Source organism: Spirosoma profusum, from assembly GCF_014699005.1.
Lineage (GTDB): Bacteria > Bacteroidota > Bacteroidia > Cytophagales > Spirosomataceae > Spirosoma > Spirosoma profusum.
The window spans coordinates 63265-87384 of record NZ_JACWZY010000021.1 but is presented as its reverse complement, the minus strand read 5'-3'; the positions used below and the strand labels follow the sequence as shown (position 1 = coordinate 87384).

Sequence of the window (24120 nt, the reverse complement as noted above, 5' to 3'; positions counted from 1 at the left end):
ACCCTATTTTCAACGATTAAATGAGTAAATTACTAATACCCTTGTTGGGTCTTGGAGTCATTTGGTACATCAGTACGGTACGCCTTAAGCTCTCGGCCAGGGATGACTTACAGTTAGTAAAACCGGCTGGGCTCAGGTTAGTGGGGTGGATCGGGATTTGGCTTGTGTGGATGATGGGCACTGATTGGCTGATGAACTGGCGGGGTACCTGGGATTTTAGCCCTTGGGCCAGACAACCCCTGTGGCTATCGATTGTCAGGGTATTAAGCGTCTGCCTGGTCGGCCCCCTACTGGAGGAATTGGTATTCCGGGGCTTATTGTTTGTTAAGTTGGGGCACTGGGGTTTACCAAAAGGGCTATCCATTATTCTTCTTTCAGCCATCTGGGCCGTTATCCATCTGGATTATGAGTGGTCGGTGATTAGCCTACTATTTCTCAATGGAATCATTTTGACTCTGTCGCTGCTGCAAAGCCGGTCACTTTACGTACCCATCGTATTGCATATTCTTTGGAACCTGTACGCCATCTGGTAACGAAGGATTTCTTGGTGGACACTAAGTCGTCCGAATGAATGAGTAACGGGTAATGCCACCTCTGGCTATCCAATGTCAGTCACTCCATTAACCGAGCCCTTTCGTAAGTGGCTAGTGGTTAGCTATAAGGTAGGAGACGTTTAGTGACCTGACTCTTTCAAGACCAGGGTTTTGACTAGTTTAACACCAAGCTAAAAGGTTTGATAACCGCAGAAGGTGAAGCATTTTCAAGCCGATAAGGAGTTGATGGCTGGTTATAGGCTACTGATAGTAAATTCCTAGTGACTAAAACTCGCTATTTATGCATCAGTGTTTGTGGAGCAGAAGTCAATCTTTTGTTAGTCAATTTAATGAAAAATTCATCGCCCAGAGTCGGACAAAACGCTCTGTTCTTGGGACGTTTTATCATCAGGCTGTTACAAACAAACTCAAGTCGAGCGCGACTCCGAGACTAACCGTGAGATATCCTTTGTTGGATCATCGAGATTTTCGTCCAATAAAAGGGTGCATAGAACTACTTTTTCCCTATAAAATAACCGATAGATGAATGGTTTACATTGGTAGCGCCTTCAATCAAAATCGTCCACGAAAACGTCCGAATCAAGTCCGAAAACTCATTGCCTACCCTAATTCTTAGGGGCTAACGAATTACTAATTCTGTTCCCCCGCTTTGTTTTTCTTATAATTAAACACGCTTTGGGCGACGTAGGCCTCGGGATCTTTTTCGGCAAAGCCGTATTCAGCGTATAGATCCGCCCGGATAAAGGCTTTAAGATTTTCGCTATTGGTTAAAATGGCCTTCCGCTGCTGGCTAGTGAACGAAGGATAATAGGTCTGCAGCTGCTTAGCCGCGTACGAAATTAAATCCGCAATGTCGGTTTGCAGCAGTTCGTCCAGCCGCTGGCGGATCTCGGCCTTCTTGGTTTCCTTTTCCAGTTCCTCCGGGGCAGCCTTGGTCTGAATACTAAACACAAGTCCGATAACAGCCCGGCCCTGCATGAGGGGTTCGTAGCTTACTTGCAGATTGGTATGCTCATTGATCTGCCGAAGCGAGAGATCAATCACACGGGTCCGAAAGGCCGAGTAATTGTTGTAGGATTTTTCGTGAGCGCCGATCAGTTGACGAAGCTCCACCAGATTCACGCGCCAGATCCCCGTAGTACGAAAACGGGCCAGGTTGGTAAACAGGAGCTGCGCGTATTCGCTGCTGAGAATTAGCGCATCCTCGTAGCCATATTGGGCGTAGCCACTGCCTAAATACAAAAAAACGGGAATGACCGCGTGGTACATCGTCAGTTCGATGACTCCCTTTTTAGGCCAGTACTCCGCCATGGGAAACACCACCACATTGGTGTGCTTGCCATTCTCGTCCTCCCAGTTGATGGTGCGCTTTTGAATCAGGTCAATGACTTTTTTGATGGTGGCATTGGGGTGACCCTTGATCACCTCCGAGTAATGAAAGCGAAACTTAATCTCCTCGTAGGGCTTGATTTTTAGCTTATCAATGGCTTGGATATTGCGAATCTCCCGCAGCACCAGCCAGTACAACCGCCGCTCGAAAAATCCAAATTCAGTCGTGGAAGTCAACAGCTTCAGCGGCTCACGGATCAGAATGGTTTTATTGTTGGAGGTTCGCAGCACAATCGTCTCCGGGTTAACCTCAACGGGCGCCGTAACGGTGCTACTCTCAAAGGTAAGTGAGAGCTGATTACTAGAGAGCTGAAGTGAGGACGTAGCCGGGGATGATTTACGCATTGCCTAACAGATAATAGTGAATACAAGGTACAACCGATTTTATTCCTAACAAACAATTTTCTGTTTGTTAGGAATAAAAAGCTGATTATCAGCTAATAGCGACTTCACTTACTCTCAAGAAACTTAGTTAAACACTGGTATTCTGACTCGTTTCGACTATTATCTGTTAGGGTCAGCCTCTTTTGCATGGGTGAAACGAGGCACTCTTGTTCCTACCTTGGCAAAAAATAGGACTTTACGGGCTTCTTTATGCGTAATTCCACCTGTATCCCGCCCGCTAGGTGGGCTGTTAGGCCTTCCCGCCCGTTTCGACTATTATCTGTTAGGGATACCGACTATCATTTGTTAGGAACATCAGGGCTTTAGAAAACGACAATTTGTCCCTGCCCCTAGTCAACCTGACTATTATCCGTTAGGCTTTCGACTATCATTGGTTAGGCTACTGACTATTATCTGTTAGGTCTTCGACTATTACCTGTGCGTCTTCGACTATCATATGTTAGGCTCCTGCTATCACATGTTAGGCTCCTGCTATCATGCGTTAGGATAAGCTTACTTATTCACTTGTAATTAATTGATTAACAGTTAGTTAAGAAAGTTATCCACATCCTATAATATCTTAATTGTCTAATCTATCATTAAAAATGACTTTTTAATTTCTTTTTTAATATAGATTATACGGTTATCTAGGGGAAAAAACGGTCGGTTACTCCTCAGAAAATCAAGGCAACAAGAAAAATCATACTAAAATTTAGCAACAAAAAACTTGTAAGTTTCCCTTAAAGGGAAATATATTTGCAACCGACCCTACTAATTTGCCATGGAAGAAACGGAAGACTTCGCCTCGCATGCGAAACGCAAACACTACGATCCCCAAACCTATGCTCGGTTGCTAGCGGATTTTACCCAGCTTATGGAAGAAGTACCCAAACTGCGGCCCAACCGGGATGCCTGGGACATTGAAGGGGACTGGGCGGCCACGGGCACAATTTTTTTTGTGGATGCGGTGCACCAACCCCTGTTTGAGCCCCTGCGTGCTTTTGACTGCCGCACCATCAAGCTGGTTAATCTGGACCGGCCAGCCGTGCGGTTGACGTTTTACCGAAAGCACCGGTACTGGTTACTAAAAGACAAGGATTTACCGCCGGCCGAAAAAATAAATCAAATCCAGACCTACCTTAATGATTTGCTGGTCAAATGCCAGGTACTTGCCCAAAAACTGGCCGTTTTACCCGCTCCCAAGCGGGCCGAAGCAAGCGGTAAGATTGGCCTTTATCAGCAGCAGATCCAGCAGTGGGAAGCGATTTTAGCCACGCCGGAGCGCTACGAAATGGCTTTGTCTAACTACTCGCGCCAGCACATGTACGTGACGGTGAATTATAAATACCGACTGGATTCTGGGGATTTCGCCAACGAACAGGAACATCTGCTCAACACCCAGCGCGACCGACTGGGTAACATTACCCAGAACCGATATAATATCCTCTTTATTGATCCGGTTGAGATTCACCGGGAGCACCCTTACCAGAACCGGGAAGTGGAAGGATACTTGGCTAATTTTTCGATTCAATCCGAGGCGGGGAAACACACCCTCTACGCCCGCCTACGACTTGAGGCGAATAGTCAGCCACCCTTGGTATAACGAATTCTCTATGCTACCGGCGTGTATGGACACAAGCCGGTAGCCAACCATTAGATTCCATATACTGTATAATCGGCCTTTGCAGTAGCCAGTGAACTTACTACCTTTTACTGGACACTAATTAGGGCATAACTTTATTGGAAACTAAAAGGTAGTAAGTCTAGTCCTGATTTACCAGCCTAACTAAAGGCCCAGTCGGCAAAGAGATCATGATAAAGTAATTACAGATTGGAAACTACTAACAAATCAAACGTACCATCTACCCGTGTCTGCTTACCAGGGGATGTGCCTACTCCACTTGCCCCTAGCGTTGCCGTGAACGAACCCCTAAGCTGGTATAGATTTAGCGATCCCTGCTGGCTGAGCTTTTCCGCGAGAGTGATGGTCAAACTTCCATCCTGCGTAAAATAAATCTGAGGGCCAGGCAAATGGAGTGTAAGATCAGCTCGCTCACCACGTGGGCCAGCTGGACTATTAATCCCCATTGGGTAGGTACCGTTTACCAGCGCGCTGTTTATGCGAAGCGACCCATTAGACCGGTATTCTGTCGGCACCGAATTATTATCCCGATAAGCCAGGGGCTGGCCAGCGGTGAACTCGGCAAGCAGACTCCCGCCTATGACAGAAGCGATGAGGCCCGAATAGGTTTTTGTCGCGGCATCCAGCTGCTCAGCTCCTTCAGTCCGCAACGACAGACCACCATCGATAGTGATACGGCCAGATCCCCTGAAGTTGGACAGGTCTTGAGGTATTTTCATGTAATCAGGCAACAAAGGCGCTGGCTGTTTGGGTGAACAGCCCCAACTTATTGTCAGCAAAAGAATTAAGCCGTAACGGATCCAGTTTTTCATAACGATCATGGTTTTTTGGGTCCGTAGAGAATCACATCATTCCGGGGCTGGCTCAACTCCTTATAGCGGTCTTTGGTGTCTGAACTCATGCTGGCACCCAGCGCAAGGGTCTGCTGATAAGCCTCCGAAATACGGACGTGAAGCTCATCGATGATCTTGATGCGTTCTGAATCGGTCAATTTTAACGTCGGCGAGTCATAGTAGTCCGCCGGTATCTGAAAGTTATCGACAATACTGCCTACTAAAGCTGACAGGCCACTGGTGTTTCCGCTGGCCAGACCAACTAACATGTTGCCGGCACCAGCTACCCCAAAAGCCGCGCCTACAATGTTACCCAGGGTAGCCAGTACCTGTTTGTTGGAATCTTTCATCTGTTGCCTGATAGCATCCTCTAATGGCTTAGCGGCTTCCTGCATCTTGGCTTTTATTTCATCCTGCTTTTCCTTGGGTAGCTGATCGAAGTCCGCTTGTGAGTTTATTCCGTACGAACTCAGGATACTATTCATCGCCACAACTACATCTTCTCCCGGATCACTGTTAGCCGGTGAAATATCAAAGGTGGGCATGGCCGGCAGGATAATTGGGGTGCCTGACCTGATAACTGCATCTAGCTGCTTTTTGACCACGTCAGCAGTGCTCAATGCGGCATTGAAAGCACTGATGTATTTGAAGGCAAAACCTCCCGTAGCGAACCCTTTATTGGCATCCTCCAGCTTGTTGGCCTGCGTGACGTAGCGCGAGCGGAAGGCCCACATCTTGTCCTGCATATCCATAATTTCCTTTACCTTATAGTAATCCGTAACGCCCCTGGAGACAATAATTCGGGCGTTTAGCTGACTTACCGTTAGTTTATTAAGTCGTTCCTGAAGGATCCGGATCAACTCCAGCTTGGCCGCCTGTTCAGTGCCTGAGTCTCCTTTGAGACTAATGGTCGTTGTACTACCACCACTTCCGCTCTGGGCGTATCCAGTGTTACTGGCCAGGATTGCGACAATGAGAATGGGGATAAAGCGAGTTTTCATAGAAAGGCAGAATTTATAGTTCAATGAATATTAGGGCATGACCTGGAAGAGTAACCGAACCGTATCGGGCTGGGTATACCCCCGCTCCTGCTGGGCAACCAGTACCACCTGGCTACTGCCAATTGCTTTAGGCGTATACTGCCAGGCCGATAGGCCGAGCGGCAGGGAGACGGCTACTTTCTGAAGGACGCTGGTCTTTTCTTTATCGTTAGTTCGCTCCAGCTTGCCCAATCCGCTTTGCTGGTAGAACTGAAGCTGATACCCGTACTTTTGGTAGTAAGAATCGGTCGATAGCTCCAGTGATAACGCGTAAGGCTGATGTAGTTTCAGCGTAGCGCCGGGCGAAGCCGCATTGAGTTTGATCCGGTAGTTTGCCCGGATGTCGAGTGTTTCCGTTTGACAGCCCAGAAATAACACCAGGCCAGTCAGGCAAAGCCATGTTTTCATTCTTGATTTGAATCAGAGGGTAAAATGAATTTGATACCAAGGCCCAGATTAAACCGAGTCGGTATAATGCTGGAGCGGAACAGGTAATATTCCTGAATCCGGGCGATAAGGATCGTGCGGCCTGACAAAATATATTCCCCTTCCAGGGCAATTGTTGGGCCCAATAACCATTTAGAAGGGTTTAAAAGGGTAGCCCCTTCCACCAATTGCTGATCCTGGTTAATGGATTCATAGCCCCCTGCAATGCCTCCGCCGATGTTTAACACCCAGGACCGCCCAACCATGCCTATAACCCGCGCGAAGTAGGTAGCTTCGCCGAGCCACTGGGAAACCGGAATCAGACGCTGATCGTAGGTGTAAAATTTCTGATTCAAATGCAGGCCTCCTTTCCAGTAAATATAGCGCGAACGGTAACGGCTATACGAGACCGAAACGAAGTAACCAAAGTTATCCTTGCCTGGAAGCCTGAAGCCATCCAGCGTACCGGCTGATAACTCAACAGCCGATTGCCCCCCCTGGTGAATCTGGGCAGAAGCGGTGGGCAATGAATATAGAAGGCTGGCCAGGCACAGCCCTATTAACCGAGTTCTCATAAAGGACGTGCAGTAGCTAATTCTTCAGGACCAATGGATATCGACAGTTGACGGCCACCACTTTCTTCACCGATCTGCACAATGAGCCGGCGGTCTTTTTCCAGCGTAAGCCGGTCAATGGCTATCACTTTGGTGATTGCATCGTGCCGGGCAATCACCCGTTCACTAGCATCGAACTCTTTAATGGGGTCGATGGGGACGTCCTGTGTGGCGGAGCTCTCCCCTACCCGTTTAAGTTGCATCACATACGTGCGTAGATAATCGATTGCATAATCCAGTTTGGACGCATTGTCAATTCCCATCACCAGAAACATGAGGTCATCCTTGTAAAGGATATTCTTCAGGTAAAGATTGATCCCCATGGCTTTATAGCCTACATGACGGATTTTTCGGCGGCTATGCATGGCCAGCTCCCCTTGTCGATTCAGATTATCGGCTAAACGAGCCTGAGATCCCGTACTGACCCTGGCACTTTTGGACACGTCCCCGTCTAACAGGATTTTGGTCAAATCGTACGTTAAAGCATTAGGATGATCCTTATAGGTCAACAGGAAACTAAACAACCGTCCATCGGCCGTTACCACAGTCAGGTTTGTTTCCAGAAATGGATTCTGGCTAACGGCTTTCAGGCGAAATACATTGCCCGCTTTTTCAACAGCTTCCCCAGCAATCTCCTTACTGCCCAGATCGGCATACCGGATCTCATAGGGGAATATAATGTGCGTAGTTTTATTGGTAGATACCTGAATAGCATACGAGGGACGTATGCTCGAATTGGTCATTGGCAACACAAAAGCCAGTTGAGCCACTGCTGGCTGAGCAGTCAGGCCAGCCAGCAGACTAAGTAGAATCAGGATACGTTTCATGAGATTATTGCGCTTTTAAGTAAAGATTATAGCCGGCCCGTAGTCGGATAGTAGTCTGACGAACAGCATTCGAGGCGCCCATACGAGCGGAATTAAGAACGGTGTTGCCCAGACTCCCCATGCCAGGCAACTGCACCCCTTGCACCACAGAAGAACGGAGCTGGCCACCCATCTGACTGTTTCCACTTAAGCCCGGTGCATTAATGCCTGGTGAACCATCGGTATCATATACATCCAGATCCAGTGGAATCAGTTGGTTGCCTAATTGCAGATTCCTGACCGCTAACCGCAGCCGATCTTCGGAGAGCTGACAAAGGGCGTATAGAATGGTGTTTGAGGGAATAGTTACCCCATCCGCCGTTATTTCCTTTAACAGCCGCAGTTTCACCTGCTGGCCATCCCGCAGGGTCTGATCCTCATGAACCACAACCGGGATCATCCAGGCAATGGCTTTCTTCTGTCCATAACTTCCTCCACTGAGAACCGCCTGAGTTGGTTGCGGCCGGGAGCCTCCAGTTGGTGCCGTTAGAAACGGACTTTCAGGTTCCAGGGGCTCCGATAGCCTGCTGGCAGTTAAGTTATCAGTTAACCGAACCGAAGCAGGATTGCTTTCCGAAGTCCCTGCTGATGCTTGGCCGGTTGAAACCCGCCTCGTTGCAGCAGGAAGTTGTCGACTGCTTTCAACCGGATGCGGCTCTACTGGCTGAGAAGCATCCGGTGTCGTCTGATAGGATCTTCTACCGGGTGCGTTGTAAGTATACGCTTTTACAGGAGTGCGTGGTGTGGACTGGGTAGCGGCAAGAGCCGCAGCATTCGAGGGCCTTTCAAAACGCGCAGGGGTTGAACTCATAACCGGCACACTGGCCAGGCTCGATGCATGCGTAGTTGGATTCGCATTAACCGAATGGCCAACCGGAATTGCTTTTAATACCCTGGAAATCGAATCCTGACGCGTATTGGTGAAAGTGGACAGCATTTGCCCAATCGGGGCTTTACCATACCCCGGTCCATCCACCTCCCGGCCGTTAATCGATCCGTTCTTGGCATTGGGTACCATCGCATTGAAGCCCGTAAATCGCCCGTGGCCAGCTGCCACTTCATCGGCCTGGTTGTGTCGCCCTCTCCCACCCCCAAACAGCCAGAACAAAACGGCTATAAAGGGCAGCACGATAAGCGGAAAAATTAACATGGCCTGCCGTTTTCGATAAAAGGCCGCATCGCTATGAGGGGCAGTTAAAACGGTGTTCATGATCAGTCCTAAGGTTTAATCGTTGAATACTTTTTGGCCAAACTGTCCAGGCGCTGGAGCTCACGACTTCGAGCCTGTTCGTATTGTATGGCTTTAGTAGAGGTTTGGCGAAACAGTTGCCGCATCGGATCAATGAGTTGCTCTGGCGTGGCCACTGGAAGGGGCTCCTGAAGCTTTCGAAGGCTAACGGCTAATTTGTAAACGCTACCTCCACCCAGCAACCCCAGTGCCCCCACTACCATCAGGAGTCGATTCCGATCGGACAGGCTCATCAGGAAGTCGCCGAGTCCACTCATTAGCATAATGGCTCTTTTCATTGTCGTATGCGTTCTTCCAGGTCAGCGTTATCCAGAACCGCAAATTTCTCAATCAGAAAGCCGTGCGGGTTCACCTCCGAGCGGCTCACATTACGTAGGTATCCCGTGGTGACCAGCTTTCGCACGGTGATGTTGGTCAGGCGGATGATCTGTTGCCGGGCGAAGGTTCTGAACTGATACGGGTATTGATTCAGATCTAACTGAATACTGTCGACCTGAATTTCCTGCGAAGCGGAAGCCTGAATCAACTGGCTATAGTAGCCTTTCTCTTTGGTATCCAAATAGAGTCTGGACACACTTTCATCCGCATACGGAAGCGCTTCTTTAATGTGCTCTTCGATGGCCTTGGAATCCGGGTCGAGCGTGAAGAAAAGCTCATGAAACCGTCGGATGTGATCCCGCCCTTCCACCGGCCTATTTTCCCGCACATCGTTGCGTAATGCTGCTATCAGCGATTTTCCCTGCTCTACCACATAGATTCTACTTTCCGAGTCAGTTTTCACGCTATAGGCAAAAACCAGGCTTCCTATGGCTATTAACGTGAACGCGCCTACGCTCACAAAAGCCAGAATCCGAATGTTACGGTACGAGGTCTCCAGGTTTCGGAGCGATTTGAAAAAGGTTTGATCTTGAGCGGCCATACTTAATCGGAGCTTTTAGTAATGTTTCGCATGTTCTGAAATTCCTGTTTAGCCGCCGTTCCGTAATACTGCGCATAATTAGCGGCCGTCTGACCCACCCCCGCGGCTACTTCCCAGCCTAAGCCGGCCACGGCTCCTGCTCCCCTAGCAGCACCTTTTCCCCCAGCAACAGCCGACGCTCCTACCATACCTGTAGCAGGCATAACAGTGCCTATGACCATTGCAGAGGTCATATTAGTCATGCGCTGCAAGGCGCTGCCTACTCCCGAGGAAGAAATAATGTACGAGGAGATGGTTGGGATCGTGAAGTAGGCCAGGGTTGCGATGATCATGAAGACGATATAGATCAGCTCCCCACTCTGGGCTTCTTCCGGTACATTGTTAGTTAGTTCCAGGTACTGGAGTGTGATGACTTTGCCTTGCAGATAGGTGACAATGGTACCCAGGATGTTGGCCAGGGGAAACCATAAGGAGATCTGCACGTACCGGGCAATCCACATCAGATGTGAATCCTGAAAGCCGGTAAAGATGGCCAGTGCGAAGGCCAGCGGCCCTACCATGGTCAGTACAATTAGAAAAAAGGCACGGGTTGTCAGGATCACCAGCCGGGCGGCCAGGAACAGGGCATAAAACAGGTTCTTCAGAAATTCATTAAATCCCTCTTCCAGGTAAATACCCATCTTTTCAATTAGGAGCGGAAAGTATTGGCCAATTGACCACGAACTGAATTCTCCAATCTTCTCATCAAGCTGACGTAGTTTCTCCTGAATCTTTTCTTGACGCATCTGCTCCAGCTGCTGAATGCGGGTCGTCTGCACATCAACCATATTCTGGGTTACTGTTTCCAGTGGCTTGATCAGGGCGCCAATAAAGTCGGTAACCAGTGTGAAGTTTAGGACCAGAAATCCAATGGCAAAGGGCCGCAGCAGGGGAAATACATCGATGGATTCTGCCCGGGCGAAATGGCCCAGAATCCGCATGCCAATGTAGAAGGTCGCGCCAATGGCCGCAATGGCTGAAGCAACGTCTCCCAGGTTGCCCATGCCTTCCAATACCTCCGTAAAAGCGGTTTTAATGGCCTCTTCGATGGAGCCAAACTTTTGATAGAAGTCATAGTCCACGTAGGTACCACCGGGTGCCTGAAGTAAAATCATGCCGATAGGATGAATAAAAATGAACCGATAAAGACCTCGTGTCTATTGAGTAGACAGGTCGTGTTGTTTAGGCTCCAGCTGGTGTTGTTTGAGTGTTTGTTTGCTTAACTGGCAAAACGACAAGGCTTATAAGTCGCTGGATTGCAGTCTGTTTTTGCTTGCCTCGAAAACGTCAGGCTAATTCAGACTTTCGCCTGGCATCCGCAAAATCAACGATAGCGACCTGGATATCTCCTCCATTCTGAGCTGTTCGACGAATGACCTCCGCTTTCTCCGGAGACTCGGTTGTATAGGCCGCATACTCCTCCAGACTTACCTCTGTAGCGTATACTTTGGCCCGGGCCCCCAACGCAATAAAGACCTCCTTGTATTTGCGCCGGGCGTCGTTGTCTTTATTGACCGAAAGAATTAATTGCTTCTGTTTCTCTGAAAGGCCCAGCAACTGGCGAACCTCTTCGAACCGGTGTTGATACTTCGATTGATCGAGCAGTATTTTACAATCCGAATTATTGATAATAGCATCTTTGACAATGGTATTCCCGATGATATCATCAATCTCCTGCGTTACCACCAGGGCCTCGCCAAAATGTTTACGGACGGTTTTGAACAGGTACTTGATGTAGTCCGCCATCGATTCCTTCGCGATCGCTTTCCAGGCCTCTTCGATCACCATCATTTTCCGGGTAGCCAGATCCAGCCGGCGCATCTTGGTCACGAAGGTTTCCATAATGATCAGCGTCACAATGGGAAACAGAATCGGGTGGTCCTTGATGTTATCCAGCTCGAAGACAATGAACCGTTTATTCAAAAGGTCCACCTTCATATTTGAGTTGAGCAGGTAATCATACTTACCGCCCTTGTAGAAAGGCTGCATGGTGATGATGAACTGCTCGATGTCAAAATACTTGTCGGTATACTTCTTTTCCCTGAGGAAGGCCCGAAACCCCTGCTCATCGTTACAGTACTCATAGAAGCCGTTAAACGAAGCCTCTGCCCTACCCTTCTTTACCTGTTTGATAAACTCCTCCACCGCATCTGATAGCGCCACTTCCTCGGTCCTGGAGAAACTCTCGGTTTCATTCTTCCAGAGCGTTTTTAGGAGTGTATTGATGGAAGTAATCTTATCAATTGAATAAGAGCCATCTTCGACGTAGAAGGGATTGAACGTAATGGGTTTATCCTCTTCATAGGTCAGATAGATACCATCTTTCCCGCGCGTTTTCCGACGAACCAGTTCGCATAAACCCCGGTAGGAATGGCCGACGTCAACCAGCAATATGTGCGTATTCTGCTCATAATACTGGCGAACCAGGTGATTCATGAAAAAGGATTTCCCCGATCCGGATGGCCCGATCACAAACTTATTGCGGTTAGTTACCCACCCTTTCTGCATGGGTTCGTCGGACAGATCCACCCAAACCGGTTTGCCCTGGCGATCACAGAGCCGAATGCCAAATGGGGACAGCGAAGACTGATACACTGACTCCAGATTGAAAAAACAAACAGCCTGCTCGACGAAGGTGTAAAACGTCTCATCAAAGGGCAGATCCCCCGCATTGCCGGGTATACCTGCCCATAGTAACCTGGCTGCATCCATCGTGTTCTGCTTGGGTAAACAGTCTAGCTGAGCAATGGCCGAGGAGGTACGGGCCCGCAGGTAATCCAGTTGTTCTGGTTTTTCGGTCCACACCATCACATTATAGTGTGCACGGCAGACCGTGCGCTGATGCTGAATGGCCTCCTGAATATACCGGCTTGTCCAGTCCCGGTTAATTCCGTTCTCGGATGAAAATTTCGAGAGCGAATTCAGGTGCCGGGCGCTATGCTCAAACTCACGCAAAGCCGCCTGGGCATCATCCAGACTGATGTACTGATTATAAACATGGTTGCAGGGGAGCATAAGTCCAACCGGCAGCACATTGCCCACCGCGAATTGGGTACCGTCGGAAGAAAGTGGCCCGTAGTTGGCCATTATATCCACAACCTGAGGAAGCGTTTCGGCATCGGAGAGCGTAAAACATAGCACATCTTTGGAGCCAATTCGGACCCGGCCATCAATGTCCCAATCTTCCAGAATCACTTTCCGACGTCCATCGGGCTGAAGACGGAAATAATTAGGCACAATACCTTTATCTCCTTTTCCACTTACCAATTCCTCATCGGTCAGTCGCTGAGCGGTAATACCACCATCCAACAGAATCCGCTCAAATTGCGACACGGCATCAAAGAACGGCTGTAGTTCGCGCGCAGTCATTTGCTCTCTAGGTACCAGCCGACGCCGGGTCAAACTATGGCCATTACTTTTCTGCTTCTGGCGATGCTTGGGCAGCTTGGAAATGTAGAGGTAGCAGTGATGATTCAGGAAGGGCCGCTCGACGAAATGCCGGTGGAAAGCCTGGGTGAGGAAACTATCGTCCCCTTGCTCCAGATCCGGCTGGTAACGCTCCTCAGTAAACCAATCCTGTTTATGAATCAGCGTACCAATGGGCATCAGCTTGATGGCTTTCACCAGCGCACTGTGAAGCGTACGATAATCCTCTCCAGAGAGCGTAAAGATTTCCGGCAAATGAAGCCGGAACCCAACAGTGATATCGGCCATTTTGTTGATCAGACAATTATTCTCAACGGCCAGCAGTGGCAATGCGGTTTGAAGACTTCGAGCGTTTAGTTTCACGGAGCTGGGCAAATGGGTTGGCAGATGAAATCAAGATAGCCTTGGGTTGATTGCGGGTTGCCTCCAGTTTGAGCAGACCCGATACACCGTATTTTGCGGAAAGCCGTATGCAGAACCAGATGCCTCCCAAAGCACTGCCTATCACAATGAGCGTGGCCAAGTAGGTATTTAAGCCGAATAACCCGTAGAGCGTCAGGGCTAGCAGGAGGCTGCTTATAACTATTCCGACGGAGAGGTACAAATACGTACCCTTCAAGCCCCGGAATTCTACGGGCTTGCCAATGCCTTTGTTGATCTCCAGCATTACCCGAAGAATGCCGTTAGGATCGTGCCGACAGCTACCAGAAATAAAGCGGCTCCAAACCAACTCATGACCGCTTTCTGAGTATCGGGATCCCCATTGTGAAACTTGGAGTACACCCGCACTGCGCCGATCAGTCCGATTACAACCCCAAGTGCTAGGATAATGGTTTGGGCTGCCGTAGCGTAACTACGGATCGTTGTGGCAGTCGTACTCAAGGCCGCAGCCCCATTACCGCTGGCCTGAGAATTGGCCAGCGTGGTCATAAACAACAGGTCCACTAACAGGGCGGCTTGCATAGCCAGAAATCTTGTCCGTTTAAACATGAGGAACAAATTTAGTTAGATAAAAATAGTTAATATTCAAATTATGAAACTTTAAAGATTCAATAATACATAATATGTAAAGTGTTAAGCAAATTTATTATAAATAAAATTTTTACAATTTTAATAAAGGCCTATAATACAGTTATTTATAATTTAAGATTTCCTTCATAATTGTAGAAATCATTTGTAGAGTAAACAAATATATAACTCCAATGTGCCTTTTAAAGATGAAAAAAGAAAGTAAAATATGATATAATTACATAAAATGAATAAAATATTATTGATAGTTATATAATTTATTACAACATTTGCTCGGTATGTTGGGTACTAAAAAAGGCCAGACGTATTCGTCTGGCCTCATGTGACTCACGCAGCACCCTGTTAATGCCACTGGCTGTTCATTGACATTTTGGATTAACGCGTAAAGGAGATATCCTTAAATGCCTGCCGGTGTTCCTGTTGTTGATTGATCACAGTGGCCAGTCGTTCTGCATCCTTGTCTGTTGGGTCGTTAGCAACCAAAACACCTTGTTGGTTAGTTTGAATTCGTTGTCCGGCGCTCAGCAACTGGGTTAGGGATTGTTCAGCCGGTCGTTGGACTTCACCGGTAAGCGGGATGGTGAAAGCCTGCTCCTGATTAGCAATCAAACCCGTTAAGTCAGTATGGTTATTATCATCAGGGATAGGTTGTGGAGTCTGTTCCGAAGGAACTCCGGCATAACTCTTTACTGAATACAGGGCTGAACTATCCTCCTCTTCTTCAATGGGAGCTGGTTGAGGTGGCTGACTACCTCGGTTGCTGATCCATTCCCGGATGTCTTCCCGGTAATAGGTCCATAGCACGTAGATGTAATAAACGACCAAGGTAACCCCAACCACTTTGGCGAAGTCCCACCAGGAATATTGACTAAACATTGTTTTGTTTTTCACGCTGGTAGGTTTGATCAAGCACCTCCAGCAGGTTATACAAAATGGTATTCATATTCTTGCGGTACCTGAAAGAAAGCTCCCGAAGCAAATCATGATGTTTTGCGGCAATTCGGGTCATCTTACTGAATGTTTCATCATATGGCGCTTTAGGACTAAGTATATCGTCCAGGCTAAGAGATGCTGTACGTTTGCGGGTTGATTTGACAACTGGTGTCTGCTCATTCGGAATATTGAACGATTGGACATCCTCGCTAGGCTGGGCGGCCCCCGCTCGTGCCGTGTTATTTATTTCAGGCTGGGTAATAACTGCAGCCGTTGGCTGAACAGGCTCCTGATCAACTGGTTTTGTCTCCTCGGTTTGGATCGGAGGTGTCGGAATCATTGAGCTGGCAAATTTGCTGACCCGGGCGGTGTTATTTTGCCGGGTAATGTCAGAGAGTTTAGGCTTGTTCTGGCTCATTGGCTTGATGATTTGAAAGTAGGGTTTCGATTTCAGTGAACAGGTCCTTCAGCCCGCTATTGCGCAGGTAAGCAACGGGCATGGCAAAAAGGGTTGAGCGGTTGGTAGCATCCTGGTAGGAATCCCGCTGAGGTATACGGCTTTTCAGCGCCTGAAAGCCGTATTGGGCAAATCGCTCTTCCAATTGATCAGCTAACTCGCCATCCCGGGAAGGCTTGTATTTATTCCAGACTACACGGCACCTCCCCGTAGGTAGCAGATTGATCTGCTTAATAGCCGTCAGGTAATTGAAGCCGGTTGTCACCGAGTATTCCGAGGTTTCCATGGGCACTAACAGGTAGTCCAGTTTACTGATGGCCGTATCGTACCCTTCAACATCAATGTTACCTGGCATATCGATCAGCACCAGCTGTACGTCCGCTGCTAGTTGATTAAGGAGTGACGGCACATCACTGGGGTTTCCGGAGAGAATTGGGTAGGGTTCAATGTCCTGCTCGTCCAGACGAGCAGCGGTGTCCTCATCCATCTGTTCAGATTCCCGCAGTCGCTGATTGTAAACTGACAGCTGAGAACCATCGACGTCCAAAAGAGCAACCTTAATTCCACGCCGATAGTGAAGCCATGAAGCTACTAGGACGGACAGTGTTGTTTTTCCCATTCCACCTTTTTGGGTGGCAAATGCAATGATTGTCGGACCTGAATGCAGGGGATTGGTCTCCGAATGGAGCTGAGGTTTTGGAGGGATCACAATGAATAACTGTTTGAAAAACGACGCTAAGTAATTACATAACTTACAACTTTACAAATCTTGTAAGTACGTAATTAAATAATCACTTAATTTATTAATTAGTTAATTAGTATATAAATCAACTAAGTAACTAATTTGCAAATTAACTTGTCAATTATATTACAAATAAATTAGTTAACTATTTGACTACTAATACAGTTTCAGTAAAATAGTAAATTGATTAACTTGTAGAGTAGTAAACTAATTTACACAAGAGCCTCTAAAGACGTCGTCGTTTCGTATAAAGGTCAAGTTTACAAGTAAAGTAACGTCTATTGAGAATTATTGCCGTTTTCCAGAATTACAAATTCTGAAATAAAAAAAGCATCGCCTTACGATAGCAAGATGTGTTTTTGTCCGACAAAAACCATTGCCTACCCCAAAAGGGGTATTCACTGACAGACCTTCGAAGTCGGCCTGTTTAAATCAAAATTCGCTATGGAAAACAAAATATACCGGGGCGGAAGGCCCGAGTTACCCCAAGAGGAACGGAGTGATTTCAAGGTTACAGTTCGCTTCACTAAACTGGAGCATAAACTACTTAAAGAACGTAAATCAACAACGAAAGCAAAAGACTTGTCGGCCTTCATACGGAACGTTTGTTTGCAGAAGCCTTTAGTGATGAAGACACAACTAGACACATTTCAGGATGAAACATTGTCCCTGTTAGTCGAGATGAGAGCCGATTTATTGCGCATTGGTGTAAACATTAATCAATCATCGAAGCGCATCAACAGTACGACAGATTACCAGGATCTACAGCGGGAAGTCGACAACATGGCCAGCCAGATGCAGCGTATTGATGCACAGTTACGAGCGGTTATACTGTCCCTATCAACCGAGCCACAGGCTGCTTACTGAACCCACTATGGTTATACGGATCAGCAGTGGAAGTTCACCCACCGGTGCCGGTTACTATAACGAGACTAAGGTTGGAAAAGGGGATGCAGAACGACTGGCTGTTCGCAATTACCGGGGTGTCATCTTGCCAGTGCAGGAATTAGGATTGGCTACAGTAACTGCCAAGCTGGAACAGCAGGCCGATTTGAACCCGAAAATAAGAAAGCCAACTTTTCACGCCAGTTTATCGATGGCAAAAGGTGAAAAACCTTCGGCCATCGATATGATTGCTATTGCTGATCGGTACATGGAAGGGCTTGGTTATGGGAAACAACCCTACGTGATCTACCAGCATTTTGATACCGATCACCCGCATCTTCACATTGTTTCAGTACGCGTCGATAGCGTGGGTAAGAAGATCTCCGACACCTACGAGCGGGAACGCAGTAATAAGCTGCGGCAACAAATCGAAAAGGAATTTGGCTTACAGGTAGCCCAGAAAGCCGCCCTTCGTCCCGAGCGTGGCCAGCTACAGCCGGTGGAATACGGTAGGGGAGACCTTAAGCAGGATATTGCTACCGTCGTAAACGGTATTCTCCAGGATTTCACCTTCAGTAGTTTTTCTCAGTTTAATCAGCTGCTGAACCTTTACAACGTAAGGGCCACAGAAGTGGCTCTGGAGGGCAAAAAGCCCGGGCTGGTGTATTCGGCCATTGACAGCAATAAAGCCGCTCAGGGAGCCACATTTAAAGCCAGCGGCCTGCCTCGTCAGCCAACTATGGAAACGGTTAGCCGTCGGATGAATGCCGGGAAAAAAGTGAAAGGGGATAAAGTGGCCAGGCTTCGCAAAGTTGCTTTTAATCAACTAGCCCAAAGCACGGGATGGGATAATTTTCAGCAGCGGCTTTCCGGAGTAGGTGTCGAAGTAATTCCCCATTTCGGCACTGGTAATAACTTGTTTGGCCTCTCGTTCGTCGACGTCCGATCCCGCGCGATTTATACCGGTAGTGAGCTCGGAAAAAGCTTTACGGCCGGATCTTTAAAAGCTGCATTGGGGGAAACGTATATAGCTCCCAGTAAACGTGAGCTTGCCCCCGAACCTACTACTAAGCTTACTAATAAGACAGAGGAAACCGATTTTACCAATAAACAAACACATCTAACCCAAAATCAAGAGCCTATGCCCAATCTGGACCTTATAAGCCAACTCCTGTATGCCATCGGACGAGATGGTGACGAGCAGGAAAGTGAGCACGAACTTAAAAAGATGCTCAAACGAGCCCACAAAGCCCGATTATCCTAAACTGACCTTACCCTAACATTTAATAGTAAAAACAATGAGAGAAGACCGCAAACCGCTAAATAATAATTTGGAGATGTTTCTATGGGCAGGACTTGCCTGCTTAGGTCTCCATCTGTATGTGGAGCTCAATCTATTCTTTGCCAGCTTTGGAATCGAATCTCCGATAACCAACAACATGCTGAGTAAGACGACCCAAAATTCAAGCGTGTTTACTACACCATGGACACTCAAGCTTTTTGGCGGTGGTCTCATAGCCGCCTATGGAACAGCCAACCGGGGCGTTAAATCAATGACCCTTACGTGTAGTTCAGTCTTCAGAACGATAGTTTTGGGACTTGTTTTGTTCGTAGGAAGTACGTTGATCCTGCGCGAAAATAGCCTCATCTTTCTACGCTTTCTAAGTGTCAACAGCCTTAGCGTCGTGTACCTGGTGCTCACCATCGCCGGCATGTTGTATCTGATTAAGGGCACGCAGGGCATTAACCGGCTCCTTCATTCCTCGCTTGGGAAAGACCGCTTTAACCGGATTAATGAAACCTTCCCCCAGGAAGAGCAGCTTTTGGCCAACACCTATTCGGTAAACATTCCAACCGAGTACGAATTTGAGGGAAAGCGAAAAGGATGGCTGAATATATCAGCGACCTTCCGGGCCTTGCTGCTGATGGGATCACCCGGATCAGGTAAAACCTATGGAGTTATTCATTCCGTCATCCGGCAGCACATTGAGAAAGGGCTGTCGATGTACGTCTATGATTTCAAATACCCATCGCTCACCATGGTTGCCTACAATGCCTTGATTCGGCATCAGAAGAAGCTCCCCAAAAAGCTGAAATTCTATTGCATCAATTTCGATGATCCCCGAAAGTCGCACCGCAGTAATCCCCTTCATCCAAGCTATTTACCTAGCATATCACACGCGGTTGAAACCTCACGCATGATGCTGATGAACCTCAACCGAAAGTGGATCGACCGACAAGGAGAGTACTTCGTTGAATCCCCCATCAACTACGTAGCCGCCCTGATCTGGTATCTGCGGACGTATGATCAAGGACAGTACTGCACGTTTCCGCACTTAATCGAACTTGCCACGCGCAACTACCGGGAAATCATTCCTATTCTGATGAATCATCCTGATCTGGCCATCCTGACAATTCCCTTTGCGTCGGCTGCTCAGGGGGGGGCCGTTGATCAGCTGGAGGGGCAGATATCGACCGCGCAGATTGCATTAGCCAGGGTGGCCAGCCCGGCGCTCTACTGGACGATGAGCGCGCATGATTTCTCGCTCGAGATCAATGATCCACAGGAACCTAAGATTCTTTGTTTAGGAAACAATCAGACAGTGAAAGACACTTACGGGGCGGCATTGGGCCTGTATAACTACAGGATTATGAGCCTGATCAACAAATCAGGACAACATCCATCCTCATTAGTCGTCGACGAATTACCAACCATTTATTTCAAAGGCATTGGTGAGCTTATTCAAACGGCTCGTAGTAACCGGGTAGCTGTTACGATTGGTATGCAGGATTTTTCGCAGCTGGAGAAAGACTACGGTTCCAAGGAAGCCGAGTCGATTAAAAACACCTGTGGTAATATCATTTCAGGTCAGGTCTTTGACAAAACGGCAGAGGCCATGCAGAACCGGATCGGCAAAAGCGTGCAGCGTAAAGAGAATATCAATATTCAGTCGGAGGACACCACGCACGGTTTTTCAACGGAATTGAACTGGATGGTACCGGCCGCTAAGATGGCACAACTTAGCCAGGGCTGGTTTGCAGGCGTTTTGTCCGATAATGTTGGCCAGGAAAGTGATAAAAAGGCGTTTCACGCCCGGTTAGCAATTGATGTGGCTGACTTTGAAAAAGAACAAAAAGTGAAGGAATTGCCGGACTTTTCTATTTTTGTTCAGCAGAGCCTGGAAGACAGGGTACGTGAGAATTACAAACAGATCAAAGCTGACATTAACGGGCTGGTCGAATCTGAACTCACAAGACTCGAAAAGAAAGTCAATAAGGCTCCTGGAAGACCCAAGCTCGGAGATGATCCGGGTAAACCCAAAACTGGAGACGAGTAATGGCAGATGTAATTAGCGAGCGGTTGATCAACCTGCGGAAACACCTGAGCGACCGGCTCGGTACTAAACTCAACACCCAGGACGTAGGGGAGAAATGCGGTCTGGAGAAGCATAAGGTCTACCGGCTTGAAAATGGCCTCGGAGGTACAACCCATGCGCTGGTGGCCCTTTTGCTATTCTATCGTGGCCACGGTTATAATCTGGATTGGATTCTGTTTGAGGACAATAGTCGACTCTCAATGATGATTTCTTCGGGCAATGAACTTCTGAAGATCAGCAATCAGATTCATCAGCTAAGCCGGTTGCTGAATAAAGGTTATGTGGATCTGACAAATCAGCTACGTCAGTTAGGCTATGAACCGCTGGAGGACAAAGATCTTTCTGGTTCGGAAACCGAATTAGCCCAGGCGGCTGAACTGTTGAGCTTATAGCGCCAGCTCAGCTGATACTAGTATAAAACGGGTCAATAAATGACCTGTTTTTTTATGTCTTCACCTACTGAATTATAAATAATGCAACTTTATAGGCGCTTATTTGCATAATTTAATTTTATCAGATAGTTTAATTAATACATTTACCCGATCATCAATTTTCAACTCTACAAACGCCATCTTATGGAAACAGAAGCCATCAATTATGCGCGTAGTCAGGTGGATGGACTGGATAATATTGCACCCAGTCTCACCCAAGGGCAAACCGCCTGGCAATATGCCCAGACTGATCAGTTTTTCAGTCTTGAAGAACAGGCAGCCGTTCTCCGCCACGAACTGGAGCCCTACCGGGCGCAGATCGAGCAAAGTCTGGCACAGATTGGCTGGGGGCCAGAGCATCTGGCTAACCATCCTACGGTGGCCCAAGCCTTGTTTTCCGGTCAACAAACGGTTCCTTTAGCCATTTTTGTAACGCCAACTATAAAGCTGGAGGGTTGCTTACGTATAGTGATGACCGAGCATGGACCCGATATACGGGTTACCCCCATTGAGCCCATACTATCTATTCCGGAAAAAATTGATGGCATCCAGTTAAGTGAGCGTGAGCGGCAACAACTAAAAAGTGAAGGTGCTTTGCCTCGTCCGTTTCTAATTCTGGAAAATGGCAATCTGGTGCCCACCTATCTTCGGGTAGATGAGCAAACGAATACCCTGGAGTTCTGGCGTGTCAAACCCGAACAGCTGCCTATCAAATTGCTGGGCATTGATCTAACCAAAGATCAACAGCTTCAGCTGGCTTCGGGCCATCAGGTGCGGCTAAGCGGCCTGCTCGATCAACAGGGTGAACCCTTTACGGCCAGCGTATCGGTGTCGGCCGCGCGGCAATCCCTCCAGTTCTCAGACTTTAACCGGATGGATGTTCAATTGAAGCCCGATCGGCAGTTTCACCAGCAGTTGGCACACAATAATGAAGGAGGAAAGACCGATCAAACCCTGAGCCAGGAAACAAAAGCAGGCTTCGAAACGACCAGTCATAAACAACTGGAAACGGTGACGGGTCTACTAGATAAAAAAACGGAACAGCAATCAGTAAAAAGAACTAGAAAGGCTCACTAATCTTCACATTCACTACCAAATGACAAAGTTTGATGAGCTCAGGGAGCGATTTCCTAACCTGATCCCCTTGCAGGAGCTCAGGGCAAATGTGTCGATCATTGAATTAGCCTTACAGTATGGCTATGAGCCTCAACGACAAAAAGGTAAGAGCCGCCCGGTACTGGAAAATGTGCAGTATAATGATAAGATCATTATTAAGAATCCACAGGACGCTGCCCAGCAGGTTTATCAGCGCGCCGGCGATTTCACGGATTCGGGTACTGTCATTGATTTTATCCGAAATCGGCTGACCACGGTGTTTTCCACCTTTAACCGGCCCACCGAACATGAATTCAAAAATGTGATCAGCGTACTCTATGACTACCTGCGGGTTGATCCTTCATTAGTAGCACGAAATCGGCAGACGGCAGTTACGTTAAGTGATGATAAACCAAAACAGGCCTTTGCCAAAGAAATCTTTGATATCCGTCCGCTGGAGGCCGGTAATTACCTGACCTCCCGTCAGATCGCTCCCCAGACAATTAGCAGCCCCGAGTTTGTCAATAAAGTCGTTGCGCAAATCTCTTACTTCGATCCCGAAAAAGGCCAATCTGAAAGCTTTATGACGGTAAAGGAGCACCCGGAACGTAACTACGTTACGTTTAGCAACGTAGCTTTCCCTTACTACAACGGTCTGTCAACGGAGGTGACAGGGCTAGAATTACGCAATGAGAATGTGAAATTACACGCTGCCGGCAGCGATCGCTACAGCAGTGTGTTTATATCGAATCCACCCCAAAAGCCAGCGCAATTCTTTATTCTGGAAAGTGGTATCGATGTACTTTCGCATAAGCAGCTGCGGACCATTCAGGGAGACGATCAGTTCAATGCTGTTTATTTCTCAACTGGTGGCCAGCTGACAGCTCAGCAGGTCAATACCATCACGAGGTATATCGCCTCGTTCGATAAAGCGCCTGATTGGAAAATCAACCTGGCCTTTGATAATGATTCGAAAGGTCACCTGTTTGATCTGCAATTCATTCAGCAGCTATCAGCCACCAAATTTCCCTTAACCTCAACGGTAGCGGGTATCAATCGGATTGGGTATCTATTACCCGAACAAGATGCTTCCCGTTCCATTCGGGAAGCATTGCTGGATCGGATTGAAACGTACAATAAAAGTGTGCAGGCACAGTTTTCGCCGGAAGCGGATCCACTGGCTAAAAAAGAATTAAATGGCCAGTTGATAACCCTGGGCTATAATCAGGGGCAAATCGTTCTGAATATTCCGGAAGCAGTAGGTCCATTGTCGGCCGTCAGTAAAACCTTACTGGAATTGACCCAACTTGATCAGCGGATTCAGATCAGTAAATCCTTTACCAAAGATTATAATCTGGAACTTACCCGAGAAATTACCCTGGGAAAAAAGTTTGGCTTTGTCATTAAGGATGAGACAGGGATGGAACTGCTGAACGGGAATTCCATCGCAAAAATGGCACGCTCCTTCCAACAGTTTAAAAATCAGGCGGAAACAGAAGGTTTTACAGGCTCGTTTGGCTTATATCAGCGAACGGAGTTCGGATTTTTAACGTCACTCGCTGAATTGACTCTAGAGCAGGGGAAAAGCGTTAAGTCGATCCAAAATCCAGCCCTGGACGGACTAGTTCAGGCGGAGAAGAAGCTGGCCAGTCAGCACCTCAAAAGTGGGGGAGTTGCCGAGCCGACACCAACGCAAAAAACAGCGGTAAAACCCTAAAACCTGCATGATCAGCCAATCGACTTTGATTAGTTTTGCAACGGATCGATCTGAAAAGCGGACGTCCAGCAAA

At 47.8% G+C, this 24120-nt stretch carries 24 protein-coding genes; 8 read left to right on the top strand and 16 right to left on the bottom strand.

Annotation, left to right across the window (positions count from 1 at the left end):
• The first annotated feature begins 20 nt into the window (after nucleotides 1-20).
• Complete coding sequence (locus IC229_RS22300; protein ID WP_190889238.1) at nucleotides 21-533, top strand: CPBP family intramembrane glutamic endopeptidase; 513 nt, start codon at nucleotides 21-23, stop codon at nucleotides 531-533.
• A gap of 651 nt (nucleotides 534-1184) precedes the next feature.
• Here the strand turns inward: IC229_RS22300 and IC229_RS22295 are convergent.
• Nucleotides 1185-2288, bottom strand: coding sequence for a replication initiation protein (locus tag IC229_RS22295; RefSeq protein WP_190889237.1), 1104 nt, complete (start codon nucleotides 2286-2288; stop codon nucleotides 1185-1187).
• A 913-nt stretch (nucleotides 2289-3201) separates the two neighbouring features.
• On the opposite strand from IC229_RS22295, the gene IC229_RS22290 reads away from it, so the two are divergent.
• Complete coding sequence (locus tag IC229_RS22290; protein WP_223834128.1) at nucleotides 3202-3930, top strand: hypothetical protein; 729 nt, start codon at nucleotides 3202-3204, stop codon at nucleotides 3928-3930.
• A gap of 221 nt (nucleotides 3931-4151) precedes the next feature.
• Here the strand turns inward: IC229_RS22290 and IC229_RS22285 are convergent, their stop codons facing one another.
• From IC229_RS22285 to IC229_RS22215, 15 genes are all read right to left on the bottom strand, one after another.
• Nucleotides 4152-4781 carry a hypothetical protein gene (locus IC229_RS22285; RefSeq protein WP_190889235.1) on the bottom strand — a complete coding sequence of 210 codons (630 nt, stop codon included), beginning with the start codon at nucleotides 4779-4781 and terminating at the stop codon, nucleotides 4152-4154.
• A gap of 5 nt (nucleotides 4782-4786) precedes the next feature.
• On the bottom strand, nucleotides 4787-5803 hold the full coding sequence (locus IC229_RS22280; protein ID WP_190889234.1) for a hypothetical protein: 1017 nt from the start codon (nucleotides 5801-5803) through the stop codon (nucleotides 4787-4789).
• A 30-nt stretch (nucleotides 5804-5833) separates the two neighbouring features.
• The gene (locus IC229_RS22275) at nucleotides 5834-6250 is read right to left on the bottom strand and encodes a TraQ conjugal transfer family protein (protein ID WP_190889233.1); all 417 of its coding nucleotides are present in this window, start codon (nucleotides 6248-6250) and stop codon (nucleotides 5834-5836) included.
• Entirely contained in the window at nucleotides 6247-6843 is a 597-nt protein-coding gene (locus IC229_RS22270) for a conjugal transfer protein TraO (RefSeq protein ID WP_190889232.1), read from the bottom strand. The genes IC229_RS22275 and IC229_RS22270 overlap by 4 nt, the downstream gene beginning before the upstream one ends.
• A complete protein-coding gene (gene traN / locus IC229_RS22265) occupies nucleotides 6840-7709 on the bottom strand; it encodes a conjugative transposon protein TraN (RefSeq protein WP_190889231.1) in 870 nt (289 codons plus the stop codon). Before traN ends, IC229_RS22270 begins: the two co-directional genes overlap by 4 nt.
• 4 nt (nucleotides 7710-7713) lie before the next feature.
• Complete coding sequence (traM, locus tag IC229_RS22260; protein ID WP_190889230.1) at nucleotides 7714-8958, bottom strand: conjugative transposon protein TraM; 1245 nt, start codon at nucleotides 8956-8958, stop codon at nucleotides 7714-7716.
• Nucleotides 8959-8966: 8 nt separating this feature from the next.
• The gene (locus IC229_RS22255) at nucleotides 8967-9275 is read right to left on the bottom strand and encodes a hypothetical protein (protein WP_190889229.1); all 309 of its coding nucleotides are present in this window, start codon (nucleotides 9273-9275) and stop codon (nucleotides 8967-8969) included.
• Nucleotides 9272-9916 carry a conjugative transposon protein TraK gene (gene traK / locus IC229_RS22250; RefSeq protein WP_190889228.1) on the bottom strand — a complete coding sequence of 215 codons (645 nt, stop codon included), beginning with the start codon at nucleotides 9914-9916 and terminating at the stop codon, nucleotides 9272-9274. Before traK ends, IC229_RS22255 begins: the two co-directional genes overlap by 4 nt.
• 2 nt (nucleotides 9917-9918) lie before the next feature.
• Nucleotides 9919-11070, bottom strand: coding sequence for a hypothetical protein (locus IC229_RS22245; RefSeq protein WP_190889227.1), 1152 nt, complete (start codon nucleotides 11068-11070; stop codon nucleotides 9919-9921).
• A 172-nt stretch (nucleotides 11071-11242) separates the two neighbouring features.
• Nucleotides 11243-13744, bottom strand: coding sequence for a TraG family conjugative transposon ATPase (locus IC229_RS22240; RefSeq protein WP_394355976.1), 2502 nt, complete (start codon nucleotides 13742-13744; stop codon nucleotides 11243-11245).
• Nucleotides 13692-14048, bottom strand: coding sequence for a DUF4133 domain-containing protein (locus IC229_RS22235; RefSeq protein ID WP_190889225.1), 357 nt, complete (start codon nucleotides 14046-14048; stop codon nucleotides 13692-13694). Before IC229_RS22235 ends, IC229_RS22240 begins: the two co-directional genes overlap by 53 nt.
• The gene (locus IC229_RS22230; protein ID WP_190889224.1) at nucleotides 14048-14371 is read right to left on the bottom strand and encodes a DUF4134 family protein; all 324 of its coding nucleotides are present in this window, start codon (nucleotides 14369-14371) and stop codon (nucleotides 14048-14050) included. The genes IC229_RS22235 and IC229_RS22230 overlap by 1 nt, the downstream gene beginning before the upstream one ends.
• A 414-nt stretch (nucleotides 14372-14785) precedes the next feature.
• On the bottom strand, nucleotides 14786-15301 hold the full coding sequence (locus IC229_RS22225) for a hypothetical protein (protein WP_190889223.1): 516 nt from the start codon (nucleotides 15299-15301) through the stop codon (nucleotides 14786-14788).
• Nucleotides 15279-15761 (bottom strand): hypothetical protein, encoded by a 483-nt coding sequence (locus IC229_RS22220; RefSeq protein WP_190889222.1) that lies wholly within the window; start codon nucleotides 15759-15761, stop codon nucleotides 15279-15281. The genes IC229_RS22225 and IC229_RS22220 overlap by 23 nt, the downstream gene beginning before the upstream one ends.
• On the bottom strand, nucleotides 15742-16509 hold the full coding sequence (locus IC229_RS22215) for a ParA family protein (protein ID WP_317171614.1): 768 nt from the start codon (nucleotides 16507-16509) through the stop codon (nucleotides 15742-15744). The genes IC229_RS22220 and IC229_RS22215 overlap by 20 nt, the downstream gene beginning before the upstream one ends.
• Before the next feature lie 477 nt (nucleotides 16510-16986).
• Here IC229_RS22215 and IC229_RS22210 point away from each other — a divergent pair, with 477 nt between their 5' ends.
• The 6 genes from IC229_RS22210 to IC229_RS22185 all read left to right on the top strand — a co-directional run bounded on the left by IC229_RS22210 (nucleotide 16987) and on the right by IC229_RS22185 (nucleotide 24047).
• Nucleotides 16987-17409 (top strand): plasmid mobilization protein, encoded by a 423-nt coding sequence (locus IC229_RS22210; protein ID WP_190889220.1) that lies wholly within the window; start codon nucleotides 16987-16989, stop codon nucleotides 17407-17409.
• Nucleotides 17410-17416: 7 nt separating this feature from the next.
• Nucleotides 17417-18691 (top strand): relaxase/mobilization nuclease domain-containing protein, encoded by a 1275-nt coding sequence (locus tag IC229_RS22205; RefSeq protein ID WP_190889219.1) that lies wholly within the window; start codon nucleotides 17417-17419, stop codon nucleotides 18689-18691.
• 34 nt (nucleotides 18692-18725) lie between these two features.
• On the top strand, nucleotides 18726-20765 hold the full coding sequence (locus tag IC229_RS22200) for a YWFCY domain-containing protein (RefSeq protein WP_190889218.1): 2040 nt from the start codon (nucleotides 18726-18728) through the stop codon (nucleotides 20763-20765).
• Nucleotides 20765-21196 (top strand): hypothetical protein, encoded by a 432-nt coding sequence (locus IC229_RS22195; RefSeq protein WP_190889217.1) that lies wholly within the window; start codon nucleotides 20765-20767, stop codon nucleotides 21194-21196. The genes IC229_RS22200 and IC229_RS22195 overlap by 1 nt, the downstream gene beginning before the upstream one ends.
• A 183-nt stretch (nucleotides 21197-21379) precedes the next feature.
• Nucleotides 21380-22312, top strand: coding sequence for a DUF3945 domain-containing protein (locus IC229_RS22190; RefSeq protein ID WP_190889216.1), 933 nt, complete (start codon nucleotides 21380-21382; stop codon nucleotides 22310-22312).
• A 19-nt stretch (nucleotides 22313-22331) separates the two neighbouring features.
• The gene (locus IC229_RS22185) at nucleotides 22332-24047 is read left to right on the top strand and encodes a toprim domain-containing protein (RefSeq protein WP_190889215.1); all 1716 of its coding nucleotides are present in this window, start codon (nucleotides 22332-22334) and stop codon (nucleotides 24045-24047) included.
• Nucleotides 24048-24120 lie beyond the last annotated feature (73 nt).

What these genes read in the sequence shown, in the direction of transcription:
- IC229_RS22300 (WP_190889238.1), top strand. Translation starts at nt 21, where the DNA reads ATGAGTAAATTACTAATACCCTTGTTGGGTCTTGGAGTCATTTGGTAC.
- IC229_RS22295 (WP_190889237.1), bottom strand. Translation starts at nt 2,288, where the DNA reads ATGCGTAAATCATCCCCGGCTACGTCCTCACTTCAGCTCTCTAGTAAT.
- IC229_RS22290 (WP_223834128.1), top strand. Translation starts at nt 3,202, where the DNA reads ATGGAAGAAGTACCCAAACTGCGGCCCAACCGGGATGCCTGGGACATT.
- IC229_RS22285 (WP_190889235.1), bottom strand. Translation starts at nt 4,781, where the DNA reads ATGAAAAACTGGATCCGTTACGGCTTAATTCTTTTGCTGACAATAAGT.
- IC229_RS22280 (WP_190889234.1), bottom strand. Translation starts at nt 5,803, where the DNA reads ATGAAAACTCGCTTTATCCCCATTCTCATTGTCGCAATCCTGGCCAGT.
- IC229_RS22275 (WP_190889233.1), bottom strand. Translation starts at nt 6,250, where the DNA reads ATGAAAACATGGCTTTGCCTGACTGGCCTGGTGTTATTTCTGGGCTGT.
- IC229_RS22270 (WP_190889232.1), bottom strand. Translation starts at nt 6,843, where the DNA reads ATGAGAACTCGGTTAATAGGGCTGTGCCTGGCCAGCCTTCTATATTCA.
- traN (WP_190889231.1), bottom strand. Translation starts at nt 7,709, where the DNA reads ATGAAACGTATCCTGATTCTACTTAGTCTGCTGGCTGGCCTGACTGCT.
- traM (WP_190889230.1), bottom strand. Translation starts at nt 8,958, where the DNA reads ATGAACACCGTTTTAACTGCCCCTCATAGCGATGCGGCCTTTTATCGA.
- IC229_RS22255 (WP_190889229.1), bottom strand. Translation starts at nt 9,275, where the DNA reads ATGAAAAGAGCCATTATGCTAATGAGTGGACTCGGCGACTTCCTGATG.
- traK (WP_190889228.1), bottom strand. Translation starts at nt 9,916, where the DNA reads ATGGCCGCTCAAGATCAAACCTTTTTCAAATCGCTCCGAAACCTGGAG.
- IC229_RS22245 (WP_190889227.1), bottom strand. Translation starts at nt 11,070, where the DNA reads ATGATTTTACTTCAGGCACCCGGTGGTACCTACGTGGACTATGACTTC.
- IC229_RS22235 (WP_190889225.1), bottom strand. Translation starts at nt 14,048, where the DNA reads ATGCTGGAGATCAACAAAGGCATTGGCAAGCCCGTAGAATTCCGGGGC.
- IC229_RS22230 (WP_190889224.1), bottom strand. Translation starts at nt 14,371, where the DNA reads ATGTTTAAACGGACAAGATTTCTGGCTATGCAAGCCGCCCTGTTAGTG.
- IC229_RS22220 (WP_190889222.1), bottom strand. Translation starts at nt 15,761, where the DNA reads ATGAGCCAGAACAAGCCTAAACTCTCTGACATTACCCGGCAAAATAAC.
- IC229_RS22210 (WP_190889220.1), top strand. Translation starts at nt 16,987, where the DNA reads ATGGAAAACAAAATATACCGGGGCGGAAGGCCCGAGTTACCCCAAGAG.
- IC229_RS22205 (WP_190889219.1), top strand. Translation starts at nt 17,417, where the DNA reads ATGGTTATACGGATCAGCAGTGGAAGTTCACCCACCGGTGCCGGTTAC.
- IC229_RS22200 (WP_190889218.1), top strand. Translation starts at nt 18,726, where the DNA reads ATGAGAGAAGACCGCAAACCGCTAAATAATAATTTGGAGATGTTTCTA.
- IC229_RS22195 (WP_190889217.1), top strand. Translation starts at nt 20,765, where the DNA reads ATGGCAGATGTAATTAGCGAGCGGTTGATCAACCTGCGGAAACACCTG.
- IC229_RS22190 (WP_190889216.1), top strand. Translation starts at nt 21,380, where the DNA reads ATGGAAACAGAAGCCATCAATTATGCGCGTAGTCAGGTGGATGGACTG.
- IC229_RS22185 (WP_190889215.1), top strand. Translation starts at nt 22,332, where the DNA reads ATGACAAAGTTTGATGAGCTCAGGGAGCGATTTCCTAACCTGATCCCC.